The organism is Shewanella sp. 2_MG-2023, assembly GCF_030548905.1.
Taxonomy (GTDB): Bacteria; Pseudomonadota; Gammaproteobacteria; order Enterobacterales; family Shewanellaceae; genus Shewanella; species Shewanella electrodiphila.
The window spans coordinates 184374-209475 of record NZ_JAUOSO010000008.1 but is presented as its reverse complement, the minus strand read 5'-3'; the positions used below and the strand labels follow the sequence as shown (position 1 = coordinate 209475).

Annotated in this window: 21 protein-coding genes; 5 read left to right on the top strand and 16 right to left on the bottom strand. The window is 39.9% G+C overall.

Annotation, left to right across the window (positions count from 1 at the left end):
* Window positions 1-477: 477 nt before the first annotated feature.
* A complete protein-coding gene (gmhB, locus tag Q4600_RS10405; protein WP_303516017.1) occupies window positions 478-1035 on the bottom strand; it encodes a D-glycero-beta-D-manno-heptose 1,7-bisphosphate 7-phosphatase in 558 nt (185 codons plus the stop codon).
* A 158-nt stretch (window positions 1036-1193) separates the two neighbouring features.
* Here gmhB and Q4600_RS10400 point away from each other — a divergent pair, with 158 nt between their 5' ends.
* Window positions 1194-1868: a GntR family transcriptional regulator gene (locus tag Q4600_RS10400; protein WP_102528394.1), complete on the top strand. Its 675-nt coding sequence runs from the start codon at window positions 1194-1196 to the stop codon at window positions 1866-1868.
* Between the two features lie 55 nt (window positions 1869-1923).
* A complete protein-coding gene (locus tag Q4600_RS10395) occupies window positions 1924-2994 on the top strand; it encodes a ketoacyl-ACP synthase III (protein ID WP_248954802.1) in 1071 nt (356 codons plus the stop codon).
* A gap of 89 nt (window positions 2995-3083) precedes the next feature.
* On the opposite strand, the gene Q4600_RS10390 is transcribed toward Q4600_RS10395, so the two are convergent.
* From Q4600_RS10390 to Q4600_RS10340, 11 genes are all read right to left on the bottom strand, one after another.
* Window positions 3084-3734: an exonuclease domain-containing protein gene (locus Q4600_RS10390; protein ID WP_303516034.1), complete on the bottom strand. Its 651-nt coding sequence runs from the start codon at window positions 3732-3734 to the stop codon at window positions 3084-3086.
* 42 nt (window positions 3735-3776) lie between these two features.
* On the bottom strand, window positions 3777-5651 hold the full coding sequence (locus tag Q4600_RS10385; RefSeq protein ID WP_102528396.1) for a DUF294 nucleotidyltransferase-like domain-containing protein: 1875 nt from the start codon (window positions 5649-5651) through the stop codon (window positions 3777-3779).
* A 231-nt stretch (window positions 5652-5882) separates the two neighbouring features.
* A complete protein-coding gene (locus Q4600_RS10380; protein WP_102528397.1) occupies window positions 5883-7601 on the bottom strand; it encodes a sodium:solute symporter family protein in 1719 nt (572 codons plus the stop codon).
* Window positions 7602-7611: 10 nt separating this feature from the next.
* Window positions 7612-7878: a DUF4212 domain-containing protein gene (locus Q4600_RS10375; RefSeq protein ID WP_102528398.1), complete on the bottom strand. Its 267-nt coding sequence runs from the start codon at window positions 7876-7878 to the stop codon at window positions 7612-7614.
* 771 nt (window positions 7879-8649) lie between these two features.
* On the bottom strand, window positions 8650-8904 hold the full coding sequence (locus tag Q4600_RS10370; protein ID WP_303516004.1) for a hypothetical protein: 255 nt from the start codon (window positions 8902-8904) through the stop codon (window positions 8650-8652).
* A gap of 13 nt (window positions 8905-8917) precedes the next feature.
* A complete protein-coding gene (locus Q4600_RS10365) occupies window positions 8918-9715 on the bottom strand; it encodes a DNA-binding protein (protein ID WP_102528424.1) in 798 nt (265 codons plus the stop codon).
* Window positions 9715-10260, bottom strand: coding sequence for a core component of ECF transporter (locus Q4600_RS10360; protein ID WP_229368806.1), 546 nt, complete (start codon window positions 10258-10260; stop codon window positions 9715-9717). The genes Q4600_RS10365 and Q4600_RS10360 overlap by 1 nt, the downstream gene beginning before the upstream one ends.
* A 26-nt stretch (window positions 10261-10286) precedes the next feature.
* Complete coding sequence (locus tag Q4600_RS10355; RefSeq protein ID WP_303516000.1) at window positions 10287-11063, bottom strand: energy-coupling factor transporter transmembrane component T; 777 nt, start codon at window positions 11061-11063, stop codon at window positions 10287-10289.
* On the bottom strand, window positions 11060-12472 hold the full coding sequence (locus tag Q4600_RS10350) for an ATP-binding cassette domain-containing protein (protein WP_102528401.1): 1413 nt from the start codon (window positions 12470-12472) through the stop codon (window positions 11060-11062). The genes Q4600_RS10355 and Q4600_RS10350 overlap by 4 nt, the downstream gene beginning before the upstream one ends.
* Window positions 12473-12475: 3 nt before the next feature.
* Complete coding sequence (locus Q4600_RS10345; RefSeq protein WP_303515996.1) at window positions 12476-14536, bottom strand: TonB-dependent siderophore receptor; 2061 nt, start codon at window positions 14534-14536, stop codon at window positions 12476-12478.
* A gap of 208 nt (window positions 14537-14744) precedes the next feature.
* Window positions 14745-16241 (bottom strand): helix-turn-helix domain-containing protein, encoded by a 1497-nt coding sequence (locus Q4600_RS10340; protein ID WP_303515993.1) that lies wholly within the window; start codon window positions 16239-16241, stop codon window positions 14745-14747.
* A gap of 211 nt (window positions 16242-16452) precedes the next feature.
* Between Q4600_RS10340 and Q4600_RS10335 the strand changes: the two genes are divergently transcribed.
* Together Q4600_RS10335 and Q4600_RS10330 are read left to right on the top strand one after the other, a co-directional pair.
* The gene (locus Q4600_RS10335; protein ID WP_303515990.1) at window positions 16453-17358 is read left to right on the top strand and encodes a helix-turn-helix transcriptional regulator; all 906 of its coding nucleotides are present in this window, start codon (window positions 16453-16455) and stop codon (window positions 17356-17358) included.
* A gap of 123 nt (window positions 17359-17481) precedes the next feature.
* A complete protein-coding gene (locus tag Q4600_RS10330; protein WP_303515987.1) occupies window positions 17482-19671 on the top strand; it encodes a diguanylate cyclase in 2190 nt (729 codons plus the stop codon).
* Here Q4600_RS10330 and Q4600_RS10325 read toward each other — a convergent pair.
* Window positions 19652-21106: a carboxylesterase gene (locus Q4600_RS10325; RefSeq protein WP_303515985.1), complete on the bottom strand. Its 1455-nt coding sequence runs from the start codon at window positions 21104-21106 to the stop codon at window positions 19652-19654. The two genes, Q4600_RS10330 and Q4600_RS10325, sit on opposite strands and share 20 nt — an antisense overlap.
* A 131-nt stretch (window positions 21107-21237) precedes the next feature.
* Here Q4600_RS10325 and Q4600_RS10320 point away from each other — a divergent pair, with 131 nt between their 5' ends.
* Window positions 21238-21792 carry a hypothetical protein gene (locus tag Q4600_RS10320; RefSeq protein ID WP_303524390.1) on the top strand — a complete coding sequence of 185 codons (555 nt, stop codon included), beginning with the start codon at window positions 21238-21240 and terminating at the stop codon, window positions 21790-21792.
* A gap of 31 nt (window positions 21793-21823) precedes the next feature.
* Here the strand turns inward: Q4600_RS10320 and nadE are convergent, their stop codons facing one another.
* From nadE to adk, 3 genes are all read right to left on the bottom strand, one after another.
* Window positions 21824-22654, bottom strand: a complete 831-nt coding sequence (gene nadE / locus Q4600_RS10315) for an ammonia-dependent NAD(+) synthetase (RefSeq protein ID WP_102528407.1) — start codon at window positions 22652-22654, stop codon at window positions 21824-21826.
* Window positions 22655-22900: 246 nt separating this feature from the next.
* Window positions 22901-24205 (bottom strand): inosine/guanosine kinase, encoded by a 1305-nt coding sequence (locus Q4600_RS10310; RefSeq protein WP_102528408.1) that lies wholly within the window; start codon window positions 24203-24205, stop codon window positions 22901-22903.
* A 232-nt stretch (window positions 24206-24437) separates the two neighbouring features.
* Entirely contained in the window at window positions 24438-25082 is a 645-nt protein-coding gene (gene adk, locus Q4600_RS10305; protein ID WP_102528409.1) for an adenylate kinase, read from the bottom strand.
* Window positions 25083-25102: the final 20 nt, after the last annotated feature.

Below are 25102 nucleotides of genomic sequence, written 5' to 3'. Positions count from 1 at the left end.
TTAGGCCTGCCGCCAGCGTTCAATCTGAGCCATGATCAAACTCTTCAATTAAAGTTTTTTTGAAACATTCGAAAATGCTTCGGCTCAATGAATTCTGATTACATTATGCAGACTCGGAAGAATCTACATCCTGTTTGTTACATATTGCTATGAACACTCATCACTTACGTGATTCAGAAAATATTGATAATAATTTTGATTGCCACCTAAGTGACAATTTCGATTAACTCAACACCTGTGAGTGTCCACACAGATTACTTGATAAATTGTTAAAGAGCGGACTCGGTAACTAGCGCTAGACGCCTTGTTCCGTGTCAGTGGTTGCGCATTATAGGGAAAACATTTTTTCCCGCAAGTGCTTTTATTAATTAATTTAAAAAAAACCAACCAAAAGCGTACTTTTTGAACGTTTAGAGTTAAAAATCATCATTAAACGTTCATTTTGCATTTTTATGACAGTTTAAGAGCAAACTTTTACTACTTGGTTAGCTCAGTAAGGTAATTAGGTACATCCGCAATGCTATCTACAACTACTGTCGCAAGCTCAATTCCTGCTTCATCGACAATTTTGCCGCTTCGTACCAATATAGCGGTATTAATACCAGCAGCTTTTGCAGCGCGAATATCGTCAGCTTTATCACCAACCAAAATAGAGTTAGCCATATCAATTTTTAAAAACTTTGCTGCATCTAATAACATGCCAGGTTTAGGTTTACGACAATCACAATCTTGTTTGTAATCCCCTATACCTTTAACTGGATGATGTGGACAATAGTAGATACCATCTAAATCGACACCTTTATCTGCAAAGTTCCAATCCATCCATTCTGTTAAATGGTGAAAATCATCTTCTGAATACATTCCACGCGCAATACCAGACTGATTAGTGACAACAACGATCTTGTAGCCCATTTCTTTAAATGCTAAACAAGCTTCGAAAACGCCCTCTATATACTCAAAGTCATCGACAAGGTGAACATATCCCTTATCAACATTAATGACTCCGTCACGATCTAAAAAAACGGCTTTATCCACGATACCACTCCAAAATTCTTTATTATTGCGATTATCCCATTACTGAGAAAATTATGCACTTGTATTATAAAAGGAACATTTTTTACTGTTGTACTTTATAATGCGTGCAGTAAAGGTTACCCTTCCGTAGATATTTTGTGACACTTATATAAGAAGTAATGAGTCAAATAAAACCAATAATTCATAAAACACGCACTCAGGCGGTTGTTGAAGTACTTAGAGAACGCATTTTGTCTGGTTATATAAAAGCAGGCGAACCTCTAAGACAATCAGCTATTGCTGAGCAGCTCAATGTAAGCCGTATTCCGGTACGTGAAGCATTAGTTCAACTAGAAGCCGAGGGCTTAGTTAAATTTGAAGCGCATAAAGGTGCAACTGCGACTGAACTTTCTGTAGAGCAAGTCACAGAATTATTTGAATTAAGGGTTATGATTGAAACAGACTTACTTGCAAAGGCTATTCCTAACTTGCAAGAAGAAGACTTCGATAAAGCTAACAAAGTACTAGCTCAATTAGAGTCGGCATTAAAGTTACAAGACTCCGTGGCAACATGGAGCGAACTCAATACTCAGTTTCATACCTGTTTATACGAAGCCGCGAACAAACCTCATACACTCGAAGTCGTCCATGGATTGAACACTAATTGCGATCGTTATATTCGTTTGCAGCTATTATTAACCGGTGGGATCCCAACTGCGGAAAAACAACACCGCGAATTATTCGAGTTATGCAAAAACAAAGATATCGATAAAGCGACCCAGCTTTTGCGAGAGCATATTTTACATGCCGCAAAAGCGATAAAAAAATTAGTTATTCAACAAATCGATGAATAACACTATTTTAGTGTCGTTTTAGAAACAATTTAATTTTTATTTGAGAGATAAACACATGCAGTATGCTCATATTACCGGGTGGGGAAAATGTGTCCCACCAGCAAAATTGACCAATGACGACTTAGCCACCTTTATGGAAACGTCAGATGAGTGGATTAAAACTCGTACTGGCATCAGTGAAAGACATATCAGTCATGTGAACACATCTGAGCTTGCTACTGTTGCTGCGCAAAATGCATTATTAGCTGCAGGCATCGATGGTAGTGAATTAGATTTAATCATTCTTGCTACTGCAAGTCCTGATACGCTTATTCCAAATATTGCCTCTACTGTCCAAGCTAATGTTGGCGCAACCTGTGGCGCATTTGATATCAATGCTGCATGTAGTGGTTTCTTATATGCCCTTGGTATGGGTAGCTCTATGATAAAAAGCGGCCAAAATAAGAAAATTTTGGTGATTGGCGCTGAACGCTTATCTTTTTATTTAGATTGGTCTCGACGTGAAACTGCAGTCTTATTTGGCGACGGCGCAGGCGCGGTTGTGATTGAAGCAAGTAATGAACCTGGTGGCGTATTAGGCTATGAGCTGAATAATGACCCAGCTGCACGTGACATTTTGTCTTCGGGTTTCGGTACTCAGATGGATCGATTTGACTCATCTTCTTTAGATTTCTTTATCAACTTAAATGGTCAAGAAGTCTTTAAGCGTGCTATTCACGGCATGGGCGGACTCAGTACTAAGGTGCTGGAAAACTGCAACATGAGCAAAGAAGATGTTGACCTTGTGATTCCACATCAAGCTAACGAACGTATTATTGATACCTTAATTAGCCGCATGAAAATTCCAAAAGAAAAAGCTTTTGTTAACATCGCTAATTATGGCAACACATCTGCAGCGACGATTCCAATCGCGATTTGTGATGCATTAGAACAAGGTCGAATGACCTCTGGTCAAACAATTTTATCTTGTGCATTTGGCGCTGGACTTACATCAGCTGCGTTACTGCTAAAATGGGGCGAGCGCACAACGCCAATCAATGCGCCAACAGCTGAGCTTCCACCATGTGAAGTGTCGGCATTAGAGTTGATTAAACCTGCTGTGGATTTCTTTACTAATCGTAAGTAGTCGCTACAGCGGTTTTCAATAATAAGAAACCAGCTTAATGCTGGTTTTTTTATACCCAAAAACCTTCAACCTCGCATTAGAAAATTCACTCATATTGATATAAATTCTGCAGCAGACAACGTATTAATGTCGCCAATGGAATTAACTTGTGCAACAAACAATTCAGCACAAGCCAATGCATCTGTCAGTGCATCATGTCCTGAATATGTCGGTAAACCATAGCGCTGCCGACAGGCATCTAAACGCAAACTCCCCTCTTTCAATACATCATGTTGACGCAGTAATCGCTGTTTCTCTAGTGCCAGCGTATCGATAAAAGGAAGCTTTATAGCTCTACCGTTGGTTTTAAATAAATGGGATTGTAAAAAAGCAATATCCATGGGCGCATGGTGTGCCACGAGTATATGTCCTTTAGTTTTCTCAACAAACCATTCCATGGCTTGGGTTAATGTTAACGCGCTAGATAAATGATGATCAACAATACCGTGTACCGCAGCACTTTGACCGACACTGCCGTCAATATTAATCATGATCTGCTGCGCTTTGGCTAATGGAATCGATAATGGCATTGAGCTTGGTTCAATAGGAACGATACCAATACTGATGATTTGGTCTTGTTGAGGATCGAGTCCTGTCATCTCAAGATCGATAGCCATTAATGGTGCTGATGTTATTGGCTTATTAATCACACTCAAGTAAGCCTGTTGGTATTCAGATAACAGATCACTTTGGCCAAACATTTCATAATACAATCGCGCTTTTAGCCATAATTCGTTCACAGATTAATAGCTCCGCATAAATTTCATTCGCAAACCAGATTGCGCGTCATGAACCACTTTAAAGGCATCCCGTAGTTGGTGCCGTATAAGCGAAGACATCTGTTGAGGCTTTAAGTAATTCGTCACATCTTGCTGACTGGTATATTGTTCGCCCTGATTAGCAAGGCGCATATGTGCAATAAATTCATGCGCATCTGCAAGGTTTAACGCATCTTTACGATTAATAATATTCGCGTCCATCAAAGCCCGAATACGCTTTGGGGTATTCACTTCAGTTATCCCAGCGCTTAATGCATACACGCGAGCAATATCATTAATTAACGCTACGCCTTTATGCTTTAAGTCCATCCCTTTTACTTCACTACCATCACGCTCAAGTACGAATTTTCTAAAGAAGCCTAATGGCGGCGATTCAACCAGAGAGTTACCCGCCATTCCAGCAAGGAAAATGTCATTATCTTTAGTGCGCTCAAGCACATGGTTTTGCAATTGCTCGAATAAGTTTTGAGGGCCATACACCGCGCGCATATCAAAAAAGATACTTGCATGCATCAATGCCTTAGGCTCAGGTGCATTTAACCAACTTTCGAAATGACGCTGCCATTTATCAAGTGATAATCGCCATTTCGGGTTTTGCGCCATAATATCGCCTGGGCAATAAATATAGCCACACTTATCAAGACCTTCACACACAGCATGGGATAAAGCATTGAAATAACCTTTAGCATGTTCATCGGGTTCATGAGCAAGCAGTAAACCATTATCTTGGTCGCTACATGCAGCTTGATCTTGTCTACCTTGAGAACCAAAAGCTAACCAACAAAAAGCCATTGGCGCTGCACCTAGTATTTGCTGGTTTAGAATGATCAAACGTCGAGTTAACGCATCCGTTACCGACGTTAATACACGGCCAACTTCTTCAGCCCTTGCATCGGCACTGATCAGGTTTTGCAGTAATACTGGGATTTGTTTACTGACATTAATCAAACTATCAATATCTTGCTGTCTTTCAATTTCCCCAATGAGCAATAAAGGTTGCGAGCTTTGGCCACGCAGAATATCGGTACTGGTCAGCATCCCAACTGCAGGCGCTTCAGTGTTATCATCAATGGGGGTTTCAGCCATGATAGGTAAATGGTGTATTCCATGCTCACTCATTAAAAGCATCGCTTCAAACACTAATGCGTTTGCCGATAGCCTTTTAGGATTAGTTGTCATTGCTTGATGCACTGCTAAACTGCCATCGAAACCTTCAGCTAATACACGGTTACGTAAATCTCTATCAGTTAAAATGCCAATTAATTTATGATTATCTATCACTAGTACTGATGACACTCTTGCCAGACGCATTTTTTTAGCCGCATCACTTACACTGGCATGGCAATCAATCGTTAAGGGATCAACTGACATCAGGCTATTAACCCGATTGGTAGTGGTTAAGTCTTTGGCTTTAAACCTCGCTTGGTGACGCATTCTTTTTGCAAATGCACGATTAAAAAACCGATCAAAGACTCTGCTTTCACTTCTTAAATAATTGAATGTGTCTGGATCAAGGTGATAAACAAGACTATCTTCTAGAATTTGCACCTGATTACTGACTTTTTCACCTGACAACAATGATGGAAAGCCAAAGTAATCACCTTCGCCTAACCTATCAAGCAATTCCCCCTGCTCATCTCTGACTTCAAACGCACCACTTCTGACAATGTATAATTGCGGGTGACTTTCATCTAAAGGTACGACTTTGCTCGTTTTACTGTAATAGCCGATGGTTAATTGCTGGCAACACCTGACTAAACTTGAATCGGAGAGTGAATCAAATGGCACTAATGCGGAAATAAACTGTTGTATTGGTTGAAGCTCGCTATCATCTTTCATATTAGCCTCATCAGAAAACTCAATTTGTCAGGGTATTGATAGACCTTGTTATATTGAACTATACGGAATTGTTTAATTGAGCACTATTCGACTTAAGGTTAGTGATAAGGTTAGTGATAAGGTTAGAGATAACGAGTGCGATGTTATGAATAATCATCAAGTTTTCAAAAACAAAAAGAGCGCCGAGGCGCTCTTTTTAATGAGTGAGTATTATCAACTCATGCATCATGATTAATGATCTTGTGCTTCACCTGATCCTTTAGGGAAACGAATAGATTCAACCATTGCAACCACATCATCAGGAATTTTCTTAGTCACTTTAGTCACTGCAAATGCAACACCAAAGTTAATGAACATACCGACCAAACCAAAACCTTCTGGTGAGATACCTAAGAACCAGTTATCGCTAACGTTGGCACTTGGATTAACAAACTTAAAGTAAATAATATAAGCCGCGGTACAAAATAGACCAGACAACATACCGGCAATCGCGCCTTCTTTATTCACTGTTTTAGAGAAGATACCCATGATAATCGCTGGGAACAGTGATGATGCAGCAAGACCGAATGCAATCGCCACCACCGCAGCCACAAATCCTGGAGGATTAATCCCAAAATAACCCGCCATTACAACACCTAAACCAGCGGCAATACGGGCGTATTTCAGCTCCTCTTTATCAGAAATATCTGGCATTAAATTCTTCTTCAATAAATCATGTGAGACTGAAGTTGAAATAACCAATAACAAACCTGCTGAAGTTGAAAGTGCTGCCGCTAAACCACCCGCTGCAACCAGTGCAATAACCCATGCTGGTAAAGAGGCAATCTCAGGCGTCGCTAGTACCATGATATCGCGGTCAATCTTCATTTCATTGGCATCGCCATTGGTGTAATAGATGTTACCGTCACCGTTTTTATCATCCCAAGTAATTAAACCTGTTTTTTCCCAGTTCTTAATCCACTCAGGCGCAGCCTCATAAGATACACCTGTAGAGTCTGGTCCATTAATGGTTTCAATCATATTTACACGAGAGAAAGCCGCTAGAGCAGGAACAGTAGTATACATAATAGCAATAAAGACTAATGCCCAACCCGCTGATACACGTGCATCTTTCACACGAGGTACAGTAAAGAAGCGAACAATAACGTGAGGCAAACCAGCCGTACCAAACATTAATGCACCCGTGATAAAGAACACATCAATCATGCTCTTTGAGCCTTCGGTATACTGGGCAAATCCAAGCTCTGCCGACAATCCGTCGAGCTTATCAAGTAAGTACACCCCCGTGCCATTACCTGCGGCATCCACCATTTCAGCACCAAAGCCGATTTGTGGTAAAATATGACCTGTCATCATCACTGAGATGAAAATTGCTGGCACCATGAAGGCGAAAATCAACACACAATATTGAGCAACCTGCGTGTAGGTAATTCCTTTCATGCCGCCTAATACCGCATAGAAGAACACCACAGCCATACCAATATATACGCCGGTTTCTACATCTACCTCTAAGAAGCGGGAGAACACCACACCTACGCCACGCATTTGACCTGCAATATAAGTAAAACAGATAAAGATGGCACACATGACAGCAACTGTACGTGCAGCTTGTGAGTAGTAACGGTCACCGATAAAGTCTGGCACAGTAAACTTACCAAACTTACGAAGATAAGGAGCCATACATAGCGCTAGCAGAACATAACCCCCCGTCCAACCCATTAAATAAACTGAGCCGTCATAACCTGTAAAAGACACAATACCTGCAAGCGAGATAAATGATGCCGCTGACATCCAATCGGCTGCCGTTGCCATACCATTCATTACTGGTGGAACCCCACCACCAGCAACATAGAATTCTTTAGTTGAACCAGCACGAGACCAAATGGCAATACCGATATATAGGGCAAATGTGACCCCAACAATGAGATAAGTTAACGTTTGAACATCCATGATTTATTCCTTAGTCTTCGTGTACGTTATATTTTTTATCTAAAGCATTCGCTTTCGCTACATACACAAAAATTAGTGCAACAAACACGTACATGGCACCTTGTTGTGCAAACCAAAATCCTAATTTAAACCCCATAAAGGTAATTTCGTTTAGTACGTCCACTAATAAAATGCCGCACCCAAAAGATACAAACGCCCAAATTGCGAGTAGTTTTAAAACTAGTCGTAAGTTTTCGCTCCAATATCCATTTGCCTTGTCTTCATTTTCAAAAGCCATTGTGACTCCCCTGTGCTAATTATTTTTAAAGTCGATAGTTAATCTAACAACTCAAAATGTGACCACAATCACGACCTTAGTCTATAGAGGCAAATACCACTTAAAACTGAATCTCACATAGTGCAATACATTCAACAGCTTACGCCAATTTAACCAATGTTTTACAAATGTAATGACTTAGCTCGGTTTAGACCAAGGTCGAATTAGAAAAGTGATAAAAAGAAGATAAACAGCCAACTACTGGATGAATCAGATGCCCTGCCTAAACAGGTTTATAGCCTGAGGTCACTGTAAAGTACGGTACGGAAATGGATGCTAGTATTAGGGTTATCATAGTTAAAGATGGGAAAGGAGTGTGTTAAGTCATCACAACTGTGAGTTGGAAAATTTCAAATGAACGTAATAACTCGCTCATCATGATGTCTCTTTCAGCGATTAATAAGTGGGAGTAACCCATGTCACTCTCACTCATTTTGAGCTAAATTAAGAAAAGCATTCGTTAATCTAAGTGTTAATCTAAGTGTTAACTTAAGCGTTGACCTAAGCGTTTGCCTATGCGTTGACCTACGACTTAGTCAGTGAGTGGTCAGTCAGTGAAATAATCAGCGATTTATTCGAATTCGAATTTCGCTGATTTCTTGTTTGAGTATGAGTATGAGTATGAGTATGAGACTCAATTTCCAGATACTCATTTTATATTCAATCTTAAATGCAATTACTAGATACAAACTTTTAAGTATCTATGATTAAAAACCAGGCTTTATAGCTCGCTTATACATTCTCCTTTTTTGCTAAGCCTCTGCACTCGAACCCTTCTATTAGCCAGCGCCGTTTCATACAATTGAAGCAACTTATTAGCTCATCATCAATCATCTCATCTTCATCATCTTCCATGAATTGATCGCAGTACTTTGCGGCTTGCTGAGCGTGATGGTTATCTTCGTTGGTAAATCGAAATAGCCATTTTCCCTGCTGTTGATAAAACCAGTTTTCTTTATCCGAAAATCCTTCCACTTTTTCTGACATGACATTCTCACTGTTAATAGTTTTTCAATTGCTGTTTTAATGCATTGCGCCAACTCGGCTCGCCTGTCAATTCATCTCGATGCTGATACACAAGCAATGCAAACTGGTTATTTTGCAGCACAGCTTTAATTTTTCCGCTCACCAATACTGATTCTTCATCGTTTAACAAAAAACCATTAAGCTCAATGACCGCATCTAACCCTGTGAGTTTTTTGATTTGATGTACTGATAACATTAGCTCTTTGGTGGAATTTGTTAACCCCACATCAAGTTGGCCTTTTACCCGTCCATCTCGACCAGATAAACGTAGACCAATACCTGCAATAGCACCGATAACGCCTTGACCTGTTCCTCCGTGTTCCGATAAATCGATCCCTAGGTTAGCCGCTAATTCATAAGCATCAGATTTAGTTTTTACTTGCCTCTTTGTTTCAAAGCCAAAGGCCATCAAACGTTGAATTGCACTCGTAGTTAATAAACTTTTTTCTATAATAGCCAGCCCAGGATCGGCAGCTAATGCAATTTCAGCTTTTAAATGAATAACACAAATATCTTTTATTTCTGCCAGTGTTAGCGAAGATAAGATTTCAAAACACATCGCACTATTATGAGATGTATAAGGAATATCTGGATGCACAAACAACTGATGACGAGTCACCCATGCTGATGATGAAGTTAACCTCACTTTACCTTCCACATGATCACCTAAGGCCTTTGAGTTCAGTAAATCCATTATTTCTTCAGCAATTTCACCCGTGCCTTTAGTACCAATATCATCGGTATCATCAATACAAATTAACCAAGACTTGATCATTTATGCGCCGCCTTATTCGTTGTTAATAAATCATGGGCATCTAGGCGATTAATAATAACTGGCACCAGCAAAGCACCTGCTATTGCAAATACACCGCCTTTAACACTACTTAACCCAAATTGAATAAATGCCACTTGCGGATCCATTCCAACCAGTAAATTTTGAATCCAAGATTTGCTCGCCCATGCAATGCTGCCGATAATGGCAAGTAAAATACATCGCCAGCGCAAAGTGAACATATTGGCCATAAAGATTAAAGCTAAATCCATTGCTAATGCTGGCAATGCAAACTTGAGTAATATAAAAGGCCCACCTTTTCCTACACCCAAAATCATCGCCAACATCCCTGTAAGTAAGCCGCATAAGGTCATGCTGCCGACTTTATTTGTCGCACCATAGCAAACGAGATAAAACAGGCTGATTAAGAACATTGAATGACCGGTTAACCCCAGCTTCATTCGCATCATACTTTTTATGGCCACCAATAATGTGGCGCAAAAGCCTATGAATAATGCATTGTGTAACGTGAAGCCTTGCTTCATTGATTAATCCTCTTGAGTGGTAGTAATTAACTTAATGGCCAATGTGTGTGTTTACTGTGCTTATCAAAATGTCTTTGTTGTGCTGATTTAGCGATATGTTTTGACAAGCTCAGCAGTTGAATGAGTAAAGGAAATAACACGCAGCGAACTAGCTCGATCCAATTAATAGGATTAATTAATTCTTTAGGCATGATTCGAGCGCCGCGTAAACACTGAATATGATAAATATCTCTCACTTCTTGTGTGATAAACGGTAATAATTTAATCGATGTCGTGATAACAAATGCCCACTTACTTGGCAGGAATAAGCACAAAACTTGACTCATATGCTGCGCTGTTTGTGTACTCGCAAGCCACCAGCTTGGTAGCATGACAAGGATAATCCTTAGCACCACAATAAAGGCTTCAAGTACTCTTTCACTGCCATAAAACAAAGCATACAAACTGACCGTGATGACAGATTGAATAGCAAATAATTTAACAAGGGGCTTTAATCGCGCTTTACAAATCCAAGCATGTACCATTAAGCCCAAATTAATCACAGCCAAATAACCCAGCTGCTCTGTGGTGACTAAAAAAGCGCTACTGGACAAAACAATACTGAAAATAATCGCAACGCCACAAAGCCAGCGTTTTCTTTTAGACTCGGTTAATCTAGCCTTGTAGCTTGATGTATTAGGTGATGTATTAGGTGATACATTACTTAGTGTATTAATCGATTTTTTACCTAAATTCTTGTTCATTGTGATATCAAGATTGTTGACATCAGAATCGTCGCTTTTAAGGCAAACCCGTTTACTCATAACAGTGCCTTTGTTGTTAATTGACCGTTCTTGATTTGCCAATATTGAGTCAATTGCGCCTCTAAAATCGGTCGATGGCTGGTAATTATGATTGTGCCACCGTGCCTAGCAAAAGCCGTTAACATGCTAATGATATTGGTAAAATATTGTTCATCTAGCCCTGCAAATGGATCATCGAGTAGCAATACTTTGGGCTTTACACACAGCACTGAAGCCAACGCCACTAAATGTTGCTGGCCATAAGAAAGTTTGTGCGGAGACTGAGTCGCTAAATGGCTTATTTCTAATTGTTCTAGTATTTCATTCACTCTCGATAGCGGAAGGTGAAAACGTTTTAAGCTGAACTCTAACTCTTGTCGAACCGTTACCTCAAACAACTGCCTTGATGGCCGCTGCATCAGTAAGCCCAAGTCTTTATTAAAACGGCCAAATTTAGCAGGCTTACCAAAGAGCAAAATATCCGCTTGATTGCTGTCATCAATGCCAGCAATCTGATTAAGCAGGCTCGACTTACCGCTTCCGTTTTCACCAAACAGACCAACTATATCTCCTGCATTTAGATGCAAGGTTTTTCTAATCTCTACCACTGGAGTTTGGTTTTCAAACTGAACTTTTAAGGGGAAAATACTTAACCTATTTTCAATTGCACATACTTCATCAGTAATTAAAGACTGAGTATTGGCAGCGGAGTTAGTATTTGGAACTGAAAAATCTAAGTCAGGTTCACAACATTGGTTCTTGAGAATTGAAGATGCGCTTACCGTATTAATTGAATCAGCTTCGACGTGAGTTAATTGACCTTGTGCTAATAGCCAATAAGTCTGAATGACTTCAGCAAAAGCATCAGCATGATGTTCTGTCATGATCACACTCACTCCTGAATCGACTAAACGCTGAAGCACCAGGTTCAACTCGCTAACCCCAGAGTTATCTAGTTGCGCCCAAGGTTCATCGAGCAAGAGTAAATTAGGATTAAGTACCAATTGCGAAGCCAACATCAAGCGATACTTTTGTCCTAAGGACAGATGACTAACTAAGGTATCTAATGGTAAATCAAGCCCAACAATGGCTAATGCATGTTCCACTAAGCTAAACATTTCATTGACTGAATATGCTAAGTTTTCTAATCCAAAAGCCACTTCAGCGCCAATAGATTCACGAATAAGCTGAATGTTGGGATCTTGCATCACCAAACCTAAACGAAGGTTTGGGTGATGGATGATTTGACCGTCAAAGTCGACATCATTTGGCATTGCTATTAACTGTAACAAGGTCGACTTACCCGCTCCGGTGACGCCCAAAATACAGTGGCACTCACCAGCAGCGACCGTAAGGTCTAGCTGGTTAAACAAGTCAATTGAGGATGAGTGGTGTCGATAACTCACCCCATGCAATGCCAATAGCGACATGAGCTACAGCTGCCAGTTAATACCAACAAAGATCTGTCTTCCTGCTTGAGGCAAGGCTTCACTTTGGTAGTAGTTCACATCGAGTAAGTTTGTCGCACGGATATACGCTTCTAAATTATCTACCATCAACGGTTGCACAATATTGATATCAACTAACGTGTAGTTATCAACTTCATTTCGTACGGATATGGTTTCGTCAGCGACCTTTTCACTGGTGTAGTAAATTTGATCTGCAATATACTCAACATTCAAATTTACATTTAAACCAAAATCAAATTGGTATGCGCCCTGAAATCTAAACTGATGTTTTGGTCGGTATTCTAATTCGCTCATGACATCATTATCTGAATCTTCTGAGTCTAAGTAGCTATAAGAGACCGTTAGATCTAGATCATCGAAGTATTCATTTTTAACTGAAAAATCCACCCCTTTAAAAGCGTAGTTACTGATGTTTTGATAAACGCCATCAGCATCTTTAGCAATGTAATTCTCAGCGTCAGTATAGTAACCGGTGATATCCATACTGGTGTTATAGGCAAAACCTTGATTTAGGCCTAATTCAAAATGGGCTGATTCTTCTGGTTCAAGGTCGCTATTACCAGATGATTGAGAATAGAGGTTTCTCAATGAAGCGAAACGTACTTTACGGGCAATACCTGCGTGTAATTTGCTATCTTCTGCTACTCGCCAATAACTAGAGATTTGGGCTGAGTAGTTGGTGTCGTCACCTTCGTCACGTTCCTGACTATGAGCAGCACCACCAATAGTCACACCATAGTGATCATTATGTTGATACTGATACTCAACAGCTAAAGTATTCAGCCAGCCATCTTTATTAAAGTCATCACTTGAGCCAGAACCTGAACCGCCACCAGAGCCACCTCCCGAACCCGAGCCTGAACCCGATCCTGAACCAGAACCAGAACCACTAGATGCTGTATTAGTGTCGCTTTCAGCTTCAAAGTTTACCGACTCCCAGCTTTGTTTTTCACTGATAATTGAGCCTGTTAATAAACCCTCAGTGTCAAAATCGGCAATCAGTTGTAAATTACCACCTTGAACTGTGGATATGCCGTCTTGAGTTGAAGAAATATCGCTGTAATCACTGCTGGTATATGCGGTTTCAAAGACCTGACTCTCATTGTGGTAGCCGTAGCCACGTAACGCTAAAGTATCCGAAAATTTATGGGCGAAACCTAACTGCATGATAGTGCTTTCAAAGTCATCAACACGTTCATATTTTGATTTATTCGTACCTGAGCCATCGACACTCGGTTTGCCCCAGCTTCCAGATTTATAGTTTAGATTAGCGGTAAACATAGTATCGTCAGAGACAAAATAGCTGCCTTGGGCATAAAAATTATCCAAGGTTTTATCTGAATTTAAGCGAGTATCACCAGATTGTTCATCTGTGTCTTCTAAATCTGATGACACAGGGAAACCATCTGTTTGCTGACGGTTGTAACTCATAAATCCTTGCCACTTTTCGCCGCTGCCCGCTAAATTGATGTTGCCATTAAAGGTGTCATTTTCAGCAAACTCAATATTGCCAGACACACTCGGCGCACTATCACCTTGTCTGGTGATAATGTTGATCACACCTCCTGCGCCACCAGGACCATACAAGACTGATGAAGGGCCGACTGAAACTTCAACAGACTCTATTTGTGAGGCAGGAATGACACTGGGATCAAACTGACCATCTTCAGCATCATTTGCAGGAACTCCGTTGATAAGATAAATAACATGACGCGCTTTAAATCCACGAATATCTACTCTCGGGGTGCCTTGACCGCCAACTCGTACGTATATTCCGGGTACATTAGCTAACAGCAAATCAAGACTTTGCACACCAGATGCTTTAATCTCTTCTCGGGAAATATTCCAGTGAGTCATAGATGCTTCAGCAGCTGTTGGTCCTTCTCCTTTCACAACAATCACTTCTTGGATTTTTAATAAAGGATCTCTTTCAAAGCTTTCAGCATGAAGGGTAAAGCTCGCTAAAACAGCTAGGGAAAGTATCGAAAAGTGCAGTGGTTTATGCGCAGACTTGATCATATTCATTGTGTAACAACGTCCTAATTGTGCAATCTCATTTGATTGCGAACATTGTTACGTCCACTCAGATAAAGCTCAACAAAGAGGCATTAAAACTACTACAGACACGACAAAAGCTAATAAAATGGAAATTAAAAAACAAAAAAAGGACAAAATGTCCTTTAATCATGTTCAAAAAATAACAAATGCTTAAATAAAGATAATGTAACCCAAACTAATGCATCACTTCATCAGTCCATTCCGTTATCTTTCTATCGATGGTTTTACGGGATATGTTTAAATGTTTTGCCGCAAGTTGTCTATTACCCTGGTAAAGTTTCATAACACGTAATATATGGGCTTTTTCTATTTGCTTAACGTCCCATTCAATAGGGAAAAAGTGTTGATTCGCATTATTCGGTCCATCACTGGCTTTAGCTTCTGTTTGCTGACAATCCGTTTGGGCGCTTTGCTTAAAATATTCATTGGGTAATAAATCCATCAATAAGCATTGTTCTACCGCATTCTTAAGTTGTTGAATGTTTCCCGGCCAGCCATATTCCGTCAGGCTTTGGAAATCTGTCACTCGCCAGCTTTGATAACGATTGAGTAAATCTACTCGACAGCTTTCACGATTTGTCATCAATTGATTAGCAAATAACTTGACCAATAGGACAATATCTTCACTACGCTGGTGTAGTAATGGGATTTCTATGGTTAACCCTGCAAGTTTAAAATACAACTCTGATGAAAAGGCACCATCTTGAACGCGCTTTAACAAGGAAGTACAGCTTAAACTCACCAATCTTACTTTGGATTGATTCAGCGGTATCGTGTCTAACCATTGCATCAAGGCAATTTGGCCTTCAATTGAAATCTCGTCTAAATGGCCCAGTACAATGAAAGTAATCTCATTATTGCCGCAGATAAGTTCATTATCTAACTTATGTAATAACTCACCTCGACAATCTATATTCACTCGCCTGCTTGGGGTTTGAGATAATAACAGTAGCTGCCTAACAGCCAATTTTTTACCTGTACCTGATTGACCTTCAATCAATAAATGACTGCGACTTAAGCTTGCATGGTACAAGTTTGCCTTTAAATCTTGCGCCGCTTTGCTGTCACCGATGTATAAAGACAGTTCAACATTAGGCAGACTTGCGCTAGTTTGCTTCGAGGTAAAACAACCTGAATTTGATAAGGTATTAGGCTGAGTAAGCGCCCAACGTGATAACACCCCCTCAAGTTGCGACGTCTGAACGGGTTTATTAATCCAATCTCTTGCACCAACCTGCATCATTGCCAGCAAGTTCTCTGCTTCAAATGTACGGCTTAATACCATGAAGTTTTGGGGATAGATAGGCTCTAGTTCGATAGGAGCTGGTTCTATAGACTTTGGTTCTAAAAACTCTGGTTCTATAAAATCTGGTTCGCTTGAATAAGCAACATATGGTGGTTGATGTCTACTTGCTAACACTTTAGCAAATGTGTCAACTTGCTTAATATCAATAATAGTTAAATGAAAATTAAATCGTCTATAACAGACTACCGCTAATTCTACCGTTCTAGCATGTTGAACTAAGCCAAAATACTGAGACAAGGTAGGGGCCATTTTTTGCCATACACTTAAATCCGGCTCTATCACTAAGACTGCTGCATCTAACTTTGCACTTATCACATCTGAAACATTAGCACCAAAGCTATGGTCAGTTAAGTTTGCCTTATTCATTAGCTGGTACCATAAGCATAAGTCATTAAATGAGATCTATTATCAAAAAAAGTTTATGCAAGTATCATCTCAAAGCATAGGCTAAATACAAGTAGCAAAAATCCAACATTGCCCACAAATATTAACTTTTGCTGATAAGTTCATTTGCAAGTTAAACGGCAATAATTACACTAACTTATGTCGACCCCATGCCTAACTTCCTAGGAATATTATGCCGATTGATTCCAACATCATTTATATGAGCACTAAGCAAGTTGCTGAATATTTGGATTTAAACGAGAAAAAAGTTTACTCGATGGCAAATCATCGTATTTTACCAGCGACAAAAGTCACCGGTAAGTGGTTATTTCCTAAAGTATTAATCGATAGATGGTTAATGGACTCATGCCATAGCGGTATGTTGTCAGATAGAATGCATATCACTGGCAGTGATGATCCTCTACTGTCGATGTTAGTTGCGCAGTTAATGTCTGAGGGCGACCACCAAGAAATCATCAGTTACAGCTCCACAGGTTCTAAATCAGGTTTAGAGTTACTTTCTCGCGGATATGCCGATGTGTGCAGTATTCATTGGGAAAGCCAACAGGGAAACCGAGACAGTTTATTCAAACTATTAAAAAGTTACCCAAATCATCAGCAATGGATACTCGTCAGTGGTTATGAAAGACATCAAGGTTTGATGGTTCGTAAAGAAATGGCATCACTTTTTGACAGCAATATTGCCGTGCCTGAGCAGCCACTTAGATGGGTTTCTCGTCAAAAAGGTGCTGGCAGTCAACGTCATTTAGAGCATTGGTTAACGCAGCAAAATGTGAATGTCGAGACCTTGTTATATACCGCCACCGCGCAATCTGAACGTGAATTAGCGGGATATATTGCTCGAGAGAATGCCGATATCGGTTTTGGCTGTCAGGCTGTAGCAGCAGAAAGTGGTTTACACTTTATTCCCAAGCTCACTGAATCATTTGATTTTGTTATGTCGCAAAGCATCTTTTTTAGACGACAGCTACAAGCCTTGCTGGGATTACTAAACCAGCCACAAACTGCACAACTTGCAAATTTACTATCGGGTTATCAATTAAATAAAAGTGGCGAGCTGCTTTGGCGTGGTCAATAATCAATCGACAGCATCAGGTACATAAATAGCATCACAAACTAAATCATCCTCAAATACTTCAAAGGCTTGTACATGCTGAATAAGGCAGGTAATATTTTTTAGAATAATGAAAAGGATGACTCATTGAATAACAAAAGCCTCAACTCTCAACACCTCGTATTTGCACTTGTTTTAGGTGTGATTGGTTTTATTATCAATTGTTACCCCATTCCTATTTTTGCCAATGTCCAATTGGTGCTTGGTAACACCTTTACAATTATCTCTGCTGTAATTTTAGGTCCTGGATACGCCCTAATTACCGCACTCTTGAGTGCTTCAGGGTTAATGTTCACCTGGGACAGCCCGCACGTCTATTTAATTTTTGGTGTCGAAGCCCTGTTTATCGGCTATTCCCGCAGAAGAGGGGTATATCCATTATATGGTAGCGCTTTATATTGGCTGACCATTGGCATGCCATTGACATATCTTTATATGACAACCTTCAGTGACCTTCCCGACAGTCATATGTTGTTTGCCATAATCAAACAAAGTATTAATGGGCTCATCTACGCGAGTTTAGGTTCGTTATTGATTGTGTTAATCCCTAAGCTTTGGTCAATTAACGGTCAAGGCACTCCCAAAGCACGTCGCTCTTTTAATGGCCAAGTCACCTACTTCATGACTTTGATGTTGACCTTATGTTTACTTATTTCTGCGTTAACCTTTAACTATTTATTTTTAGCAAAGCAGCAAACCTTATTGCAGCGTAACTTAACCGATACCACAGTGCATCTAAGCTCTGCTACCGAACAGTATATTGAAAATCACAAGAAGGTCATTGAAAACGCGGCAAACTTCCTTAGTTTGGCTAATAGCAATGCCGACTCTTGGCAGCCAATGATAAGTAAGTTACACAGTAATTATCCGAGCTTTATCACCATGTTGATTGCAAATAATGATGCAAAGGTCGTTGCAGGCAGTCCTGGTGCGATGATGTTGGACGAAAATAACCAACTCAAAGATATGTCGATAAAGGATAGAGATTACTTTATTGAATCATTCCACAATCGTCGTTTGTTTGTCTCATCAGTTTTTCAAGGGCGCGGATTTGGTAACGATTCCATTGTCGCAATTAGCGCACCGTTTTATAGCGATAATAATAAAATCAATGTTACAGGTATTATCGAAGGCTCATTAGATTTACGTTTCTTTTCCAGTATTGATAATAAGAATACTTTTGGAGATAAAGAGATGTTGATATTGGTGGATGAAAATAATCACATTATTTATGCTACTCCAGAACTGGGATTAACAGAACATCAAGAGTTTCAGTATTCTGATGATAAAGGCAACTATCACATAGCCTTAGACGTGATAAAAATTAGTAATTTCGAATCGACATCACCCGATCATGTCTATGCTAAAAAGCAGTTAAATAATGGCTGGCAGCTTTATGTACTTCAACCTTTATCTCCACTGTTAAAAACAGCAGAAACCCAAATGCTGGGGACATTTATCCTGCTCATCATCTCAATCATTTTAACTTCACTCATTTCGAGAAAGGTATGTAAGCTACTGACAGCCCCATTAGAAATCGTTGCCAATCAATTTGGTGAAATGAGTAATGAGGAATTAAAAAGCCAAGTTGTCGATGAAAACTCATCGAAAGAAGTGTTTAATTTATATCAACGCTTAACCTCAAGTAAACGAGCCTTATTAAAGCATCAACTTGAGCTTGAAGAAACCGTTGCTATCCGCACCGATGAATTAGAACAAGCCAATCAAAAGTTACTCGCTTTAGTTGAGGAAGATCCACTAACAGGTTTGAAAAACCGCCGTTATGCTGAAGATAAATTTGATGCATTATTGGACTTTTGTTTACGCGGCGAGCATGCAATAACTATCGTTATTCTTGATTTAGACTTCTTCAAAAAAGTGAATGATACTTATGGTCACCTTGCTGGTGATGAGTGTTTACGTGTCGTCTCTACATTACTTAAAAATGAATTTAAGCGTGATACTGATATTGTATCCCGTTACGGTGGAGAAGAGTTTATGCTTATCTTGCCACTGTCTAACGCACTTAAAATTGAGCAACATTTAAATAATTTCAAACAAAAATTATCAGAGTTGGTTATTACCTCTCCTACAGATAATCAGCAATTTTCAGTCACGACCAGTATTGGTGCGATTACAGCTAATGCGAGTTTTTCCGCTGACATCGATGTCTGGATAAAAGTTGCCGATGACAACCTTTATGCAGCTAAAGAGCAAGGCAGGAATAAAGTAATCATTAATGTCGTGAATGATGACACTATTGAGCAGAAGGTTTAATAAACTGTTCCATTTGTTCAATCATATAAGGGTAAAAAGGGTTCCATTTTTGCCTTAACATTTCAGCTGCGGGGATCCCAAATAGGCCTCGCTCCCCCTTAAATATGGCTTGGCCAATTTGAATATGAGGGTTTTGCTTTTGATAATGTGGTCCATATAAAGGATCTAATTCAGGAAACGGCAAAGCCACATGTGATAATGAATAAACGCCTAATGGCCATGCTAAAGGCATCCCATTTTCAGCTTTAACTTCTCCTCCTACGAAGATCCGCTCCTGAACATAATGATCGCGTTCACGATCATTCTCAATCATATTCAGCTGATAATTCATCGGCAAATCAGCCCAAAGTGATGCCATTTCATTAAGTGGATCATTAGTGATTAACTGATGGTTATTGGGGTTACGGTTAATATCAAATACAACTAAACGATGTTTGTTTTCTGGCAGGTACTGATATAAATTCTGGATCACTGCAGCTGAAGAAACCGTATCATCAGCGATAGATTGAAAGGTCAATACAGGCGGGATATGTTGCTTCTGTTCTTGCGTTAGTAATTGGACAATATCAAGGTTACGCTGGGCTAATTGATAAACCACATCACCCGCATTAACTGCAAATGAAGTATATTTAAACGGGTCATATTCAACCGATATACTATTCCAAAATAGCTTTTCATAACCTAATACATTTCCAAGCAATGCTTGCCATTTTGCTCCAGCAGCAATTGGTGCAAGCCCTATCGCTGGCGAGATAAACACCATACCTTGGTAATCGGCTGACTTATTCGATGCAATGCGTTCGAGCTCTAGGTTTAACGCCAGCGCTGCTCCCGTTGAAAAGCCCACGACATATAAAGGTTTACCATTCAGTTTAGCCTTCATATGACTGGTTGCTAGTGCTACTGCGCTCACAAGATCTGGCCAAGTGATTTCAGCCAATCCAGCAGGAATAGTGCCATGTCCAGGCAAGCGTAAACCTAATACATGCGCAGATTGTTTAAACTCTTTTGCCAAATGCGATATAGCATAAGGTGAGTCAGACATACCGTGAATGAATAACACACCAAACTCGGCTTGTTCATTTTGCCATTCAAAAGAACGGTTCCAATTAATGTCCCAAATATTAGGATCTGACAAACTCCCCGACTCGTAACGATTAATTACTGAAGGTATCTCGGGAATATATTGTTGATAAATTTTGCTATCAAGCTCTGCAAAGAGTTTGTCTTCTAGTGTGAGGTACTCTGTAAAAGTGTTTATAGCAGATTGCTGATGAAACTCTTGTGTTAAATGGGTGGTATGCCAAGGGTCTAACTCTGCGCGAGCATTCAGTAACCAAACGATGGCAACCAATAAAGCGATGACACTACCTATAAAACCGTAAATAGCAAAAAATAACGCATGTTTTGTTGAGCCTATAACAATGGCTTTCATCAATCTGTCCTTGATACTATTTACAATTAAACAACTAAAAATTGAGCTTACTGATATGGCTAATAGTGAGTTATAGTCTAGCTTATATTAATGATAATCTAAGAAAAATGATTGAATTAACAGACAATAATATGACATCAAACCTCTCGTTAGAAAATACCCAATCGATTTGCATCGGTAATAAAAATACTGACATCGCATTTTACTTACCTAACCCACCGACTCTACCAGCCAATATTTACTATGATAACCCGCACTTTATCAAACAAATTATTGAGCTAAACGGCAATCATTGGCGAAAAATTGTCACTATTATGGCTAAAATTATTGCCCACTCTGATTCTGCGGATGCGTGGCGAGAATGCCGAGAAGATCTATTTTTACCATCACCCCAAAAGTTAACCGTTAAATTATTAATCAACCACACCACGCTTAATCCTGATGCAAAAGTGCATATAATTTGTGGTCAACAGGCGTTAGAGGAATTGCAACAGCACGCTTTGTCAAAGGCTGAGTCATTAAATAATTTCGATATAAATCAAGCTATATTGCACGCTAAGCCAATAGATGAAAAACAAAAAATAATGGCGCATAAGCAGGTACTTATTACGCCATATTTAGATTATCGTCAATTTTCGAATCAACAAATAAGTGTCGTCAGAGATTACATCAACAAGCTGCTTTAAAGGATACTCGTTTAGTCAGTCGCCACAAATATTAATCATAAATCGTTGGGATCGGCTGACGTTTATGCTGAGTACGTTTATAGATGCCAATTAATTTGTCTTCTACGCTCGAATCAACCGACTTACCTTCTAAAAAGTCATCGATTTGATCATATGAAAGCCCAAGTGCGACTTCATCTTCAAGTTGCGGTTTATCATCTTCTAAATCCGCTGTTGGTGCTTTCTTAACAAGTACATCTGGCGCACCTAAAAAGCTCGCTAGCTGGCGTACTTGGCGTTTATTTAACCCAAACAATGGCGCTAAATCACAAGCGCCGTCACCAAACTTGGTGTAAAAACCTGTAATATTTTCAGCACTATGATCGGTGCCAACCACTAGACCACCAGTAAGGCCAGCAATATGATACTGAGCAATCATTCGCATACGGGCTTTAACGTTACCACGAACAAAATCGAGATTGTCATTTTCAGCTACCGCGATCCCAGCATCCTCAAGCCCAGATACTGTAGCGTTATGCACACCAACCACACCATCAGCAATATTGACGGTCACTTGCTTTGAAGGCTGGATAAATTGACAAGCCAATTGCGCTTCATCTTCATCTTTTTGAACTTGATAAGGCAAGCGCACTGCTACGAATTGATAAACTTGCTCTGAATTTGATTCATTTAAGCTATCAACCGCTAATTGACATAATCTTCCCGTGACAGATGAGTCAACACCACCACTGATACCTAACACTAAACAGCGAGCGTGCGCTTCAACTAATTTAGTTTTAAGAAAAGCCACTCGGCGCTCAACTTCATAAGCTGGTTCAATAGCCTTAAGTACTTTCATCTCTCTTAAGATTTGTCCCTTCACAATGCTCTCCAATTAGCTTTTTGAATCTGATTTAGTTGCCATTTTTATTAACAGTTATTCACTGGCCAATAATTCTACTTACAACGAGGTAGTTGCCAGTTACCTCAACATCCTACTGAACTTTGTCTCATCAACCAAGTACATCTTGTGCTTATTTACTTATTATCAATGCCAATAAAAAAGGCAACCATACTGCTATGGTCGCCTTTTAAACAAATTTAAAAACGTTGTAAAACTGCAGAAATATTATCTTTCCCAGTATGACTCTTCTAAGCTATCTTCTCGTTCTGGAAGACCGCGAGACAATCTTGGGCTATGTTGTGCTAATACTTCATAAGCCACACGGTTAGCGTATTTACATACTTGCGAGAATGACGAATAACACAAACCATCACGCTGATGTTTACTTGAACCAGGTACATTGGTTTTATGGAAGGTATTCGCCGATAAATCATGCAGTAATGCAGCTAATGCGCCATCGCCTGCACCATTGGTATTTCTGATTAATTCAGGTCCGCCCATATAAGGAGAAATATGCGCAAATACTTTTATCGGCGTTTCACAATCTGCTTTTAATTTAGGACGTGAGAACTCGAAACGGTTAAATTCTGGAATGGCGCCCGGCAATAAAGTATGGCTCGTTGCACGTTTTTCAGAATCTTCAGTATAACCTGCAGTGTATAAGCCTAACGGACCTGCTGTACAAAGTACCATATCAGCCCACTCTAGTGCTGCATCGCTCGCTAGTAACGGGTCACTAAAGCCTGTTAACGCTTCGCCTTCATCTTCATTCATCGCCAAAATAGTCACATTGTCACGAATGAAATCCTGCCACCATTTTGGATCTTCTTGAATTAAAAAGCGCGTACCTAATGTAAGCACTACTGGCACATCTGCCGCTTTAGCATACTCGATCGCTTGCATCGCAGCTGATGTCATGCCATCGCCTTCACTTGCACGCATTAAATACGCCGTGATCACTAAAGCTGAACTGTTTTGTACCACTTCCTTATCGATATACTCAGGGGTGAGTTTATCCATTGAACCTTTACTAATCGCAAATGTTCTTTCGCCATCTTCAGAGATAAGGGTAAAACAACGGCCAATAGGGCCATCAACGGGTTGCAGGTAGTTTAAATCAACTTTTGAAGAGGTATTACATAGGTAACGGTATGCATAACTACCAACCATGATATTTTGGCTCATCACGCCGAACAGTACTGAACGATCATCAGCCAATATGGAGTAGTTGTGAACTGTGTTGCCAATGGTGCCACCAGCAAACTCGTCACTGATCATCTCATTGTTTTTTAGCTCATGATAAAGCTCATGGGCTTGTTGGTCATCAATCAGGGTTGAATTCCCTTTTGGCAGACCATAACGGCTTAATAGCTCGTCTTCTACTTTAGCTTCAATATCTACCAAGGTTTGGTCGATACCACAAATATAAGTCGATACTGACTGCTCTTGTTGGGTTAACTGAGCCAGTAACGGATCTCTGTTATTTACCGGAAAATAATGCTTAGATTTGCGTTGACCAGGAAACTTCATCTTAAACTCTCTGAGTAGGCATCCGTGCTATAAAGGATAATGGATTGAAACGGCATTTTGCTTATTACCAAACGCTAATTTTAACACAAAAACAATCAACACCAAGATAGATATCTATCTTTGTTATATTTTGTGATGTTGATTTTATTTATGCCATAAAAAAGCCTGCAATGCAGGCTTTTTTATGAACAACAGCAATTGGATACCGTTGTTTAACACATAACGTAGGCGATTAACCTAGTAACTGTTTAACTTGCTCGCTTACAGCGGCAACAGTTTGTGTTCCATCATACTTAGTGTACTGAGTATTACCTTCAGCAGCCACTTTACCGTAGTACTCTACTAACGGTTTAGTTTGCTCGTGGTAAATACCTAAACGCTTACGTACTGTGGTTTCTTCATCATCAGGACGGATAGCTAAATCATCACCCGTCACATCATCTTTACCTTCCACTTTTGGTGGGTTGTAAACGAGGTGATAAACACGACCAGAACCAGAGTGAACACGACGGCCACTCATACGTTTAACGATTTCTTCGTCTGGTACATCAATTTCGATAACGTGATCAATTTCGATACCATTAGCAACCATCGCATCTGCTTGAGGAATTGTGCGTGGGAAACCGTCTAATAAGAAACCTTTAACACAATCATCTTGTGCAATGCGTTCTTTAACTAAACCAATAATTAGATCATCTGATACTAACTGGCCCGCATCCATCACTGATTTGGCTTCTAAGCCTAATGCTGTGCCAGCTTTAATTGCTGCACGAAGCATGTCACCAGTTGAGATCTGTGGGATACCGTACTGCTCCATAATAAACTGAGCTTGTGTACCTTTACCGGCACCAGGGGCACCCAATAGTATAATGCGCATCTCAAAAGTCCTCTTTATTG

Coding starts and splice junctions, on each gene's coding strand:
- Q4600_RS10400 (WP_102528394.1), top strand. CDS start 1,194: ATGAGTCAAATAAAACCAATAATTCATAAAACACGCACTCAGGCGGTT.
- Q4600_RS10395 (WP_248954802.1), top strand. CDS start 1,924: ATGCAGTATGCTCATATTACCGGGTGGGGAAAATGTGTCCCACCAGCA.
- Q4600_RS10390 (WP_303516034.1), bottom strand. CDS start 3,734: ATGTTTGGCCAAAGTGATCTGTTATCTGAATACCAACAGGCTTACTTG.
- Q4600_RS10385 (WP_102528396.1), bottom strand. CDS start 5,651: ATGAAAGATGATAGCGAGCTTCAACCAATACAACAGTTTATTTCCGCA.
- Q4600_RS10380 (WP_102528397.1), bottom strand. CDS start 7,601: ATGGATGTTCAAACGTTAACTTATCTCATTGTTGGGGTCACATTTGCC.
- Q4600_RS10375 (WP_102528398.1), bottom strand. CDS start 7,878: ATGGCTTTTGAAAATGAAGACAAGGCAAATGGATATTGGAGCGAAAAC.
- Q4600_RS10370 (WP_303516004.1), bottom strand. CDS start 8,904: ATGTCAGAAAAAGTGGAAGGATTTTCGGATAAAGAAAACTGGTTTTAT.
- Q4600_RS10360 (WP_229368806.1), bottom strand. CDS start 10,260: ATGAAGCAAGGCTTCACGTTACACAATGCATTATTCATAGGCTTTTGC.
- Q4600_RS10355 (WP_303516000.1), bottom strand. CDS start 11,063: ATGAGTAAACGGGTTTGCCTTAAAAGCGACGATTCTGATGTCAACAAT.
- Q4600_RS10350 (WP_102528401.1), bottom strand. CDS start 12,472: ATGTCGCTATTGGCATTGCATGGGGTGAGTTATCGACACCACTCATCC.
- Q4600_RS10345 (WP_303515996.1), bottom strand. CDS start 14,536: ATGAATATGATCAAGTCTGCGCATAAACCACTGCACTTTTCGATACTT.
- Q4600_RS10340 (WP_303515993.1), bottom strand. CDS start 16,241: ATGAATAAGGCAAACTTAACTGACCATAGCTTTGGTGCTAATGTTTCA.
- Q4600_RS10335 (WP_303515990.1), top strand. CDS start 16,453: ATGCCGATTGATTCCAACATCATTTATATGAGCACTAAGCAAGTTGCT.
- Q4600_RS10325 (WP_303515985.1), bottom strand. CDS start 21,106: ATGAAAGCCATTGTTATAGGCTCAACAAAACATGCGTTATTTTTTGCT.
- Q4600_RS10320 (WP_303524390.1), top strand. CDS start 21,238: ATGACATCAAACCTCTCGTTAGAAAATACCCAATCGATTTGCATCGGT.
- Q4600_RS10310 (WP_102528408.1), bottom strand. CDS start 24,205: ATGAAGTTTCCTGGTCAACGCAAATCTAAGCATTATTTTCCGGTAAAT.
- adk (WP_102528409.1), bottom strand. CDS start 25,082: ATGCGCATTATACTATTGGGTGCCCCTGGTGCCGGTAAAGGTACACAA.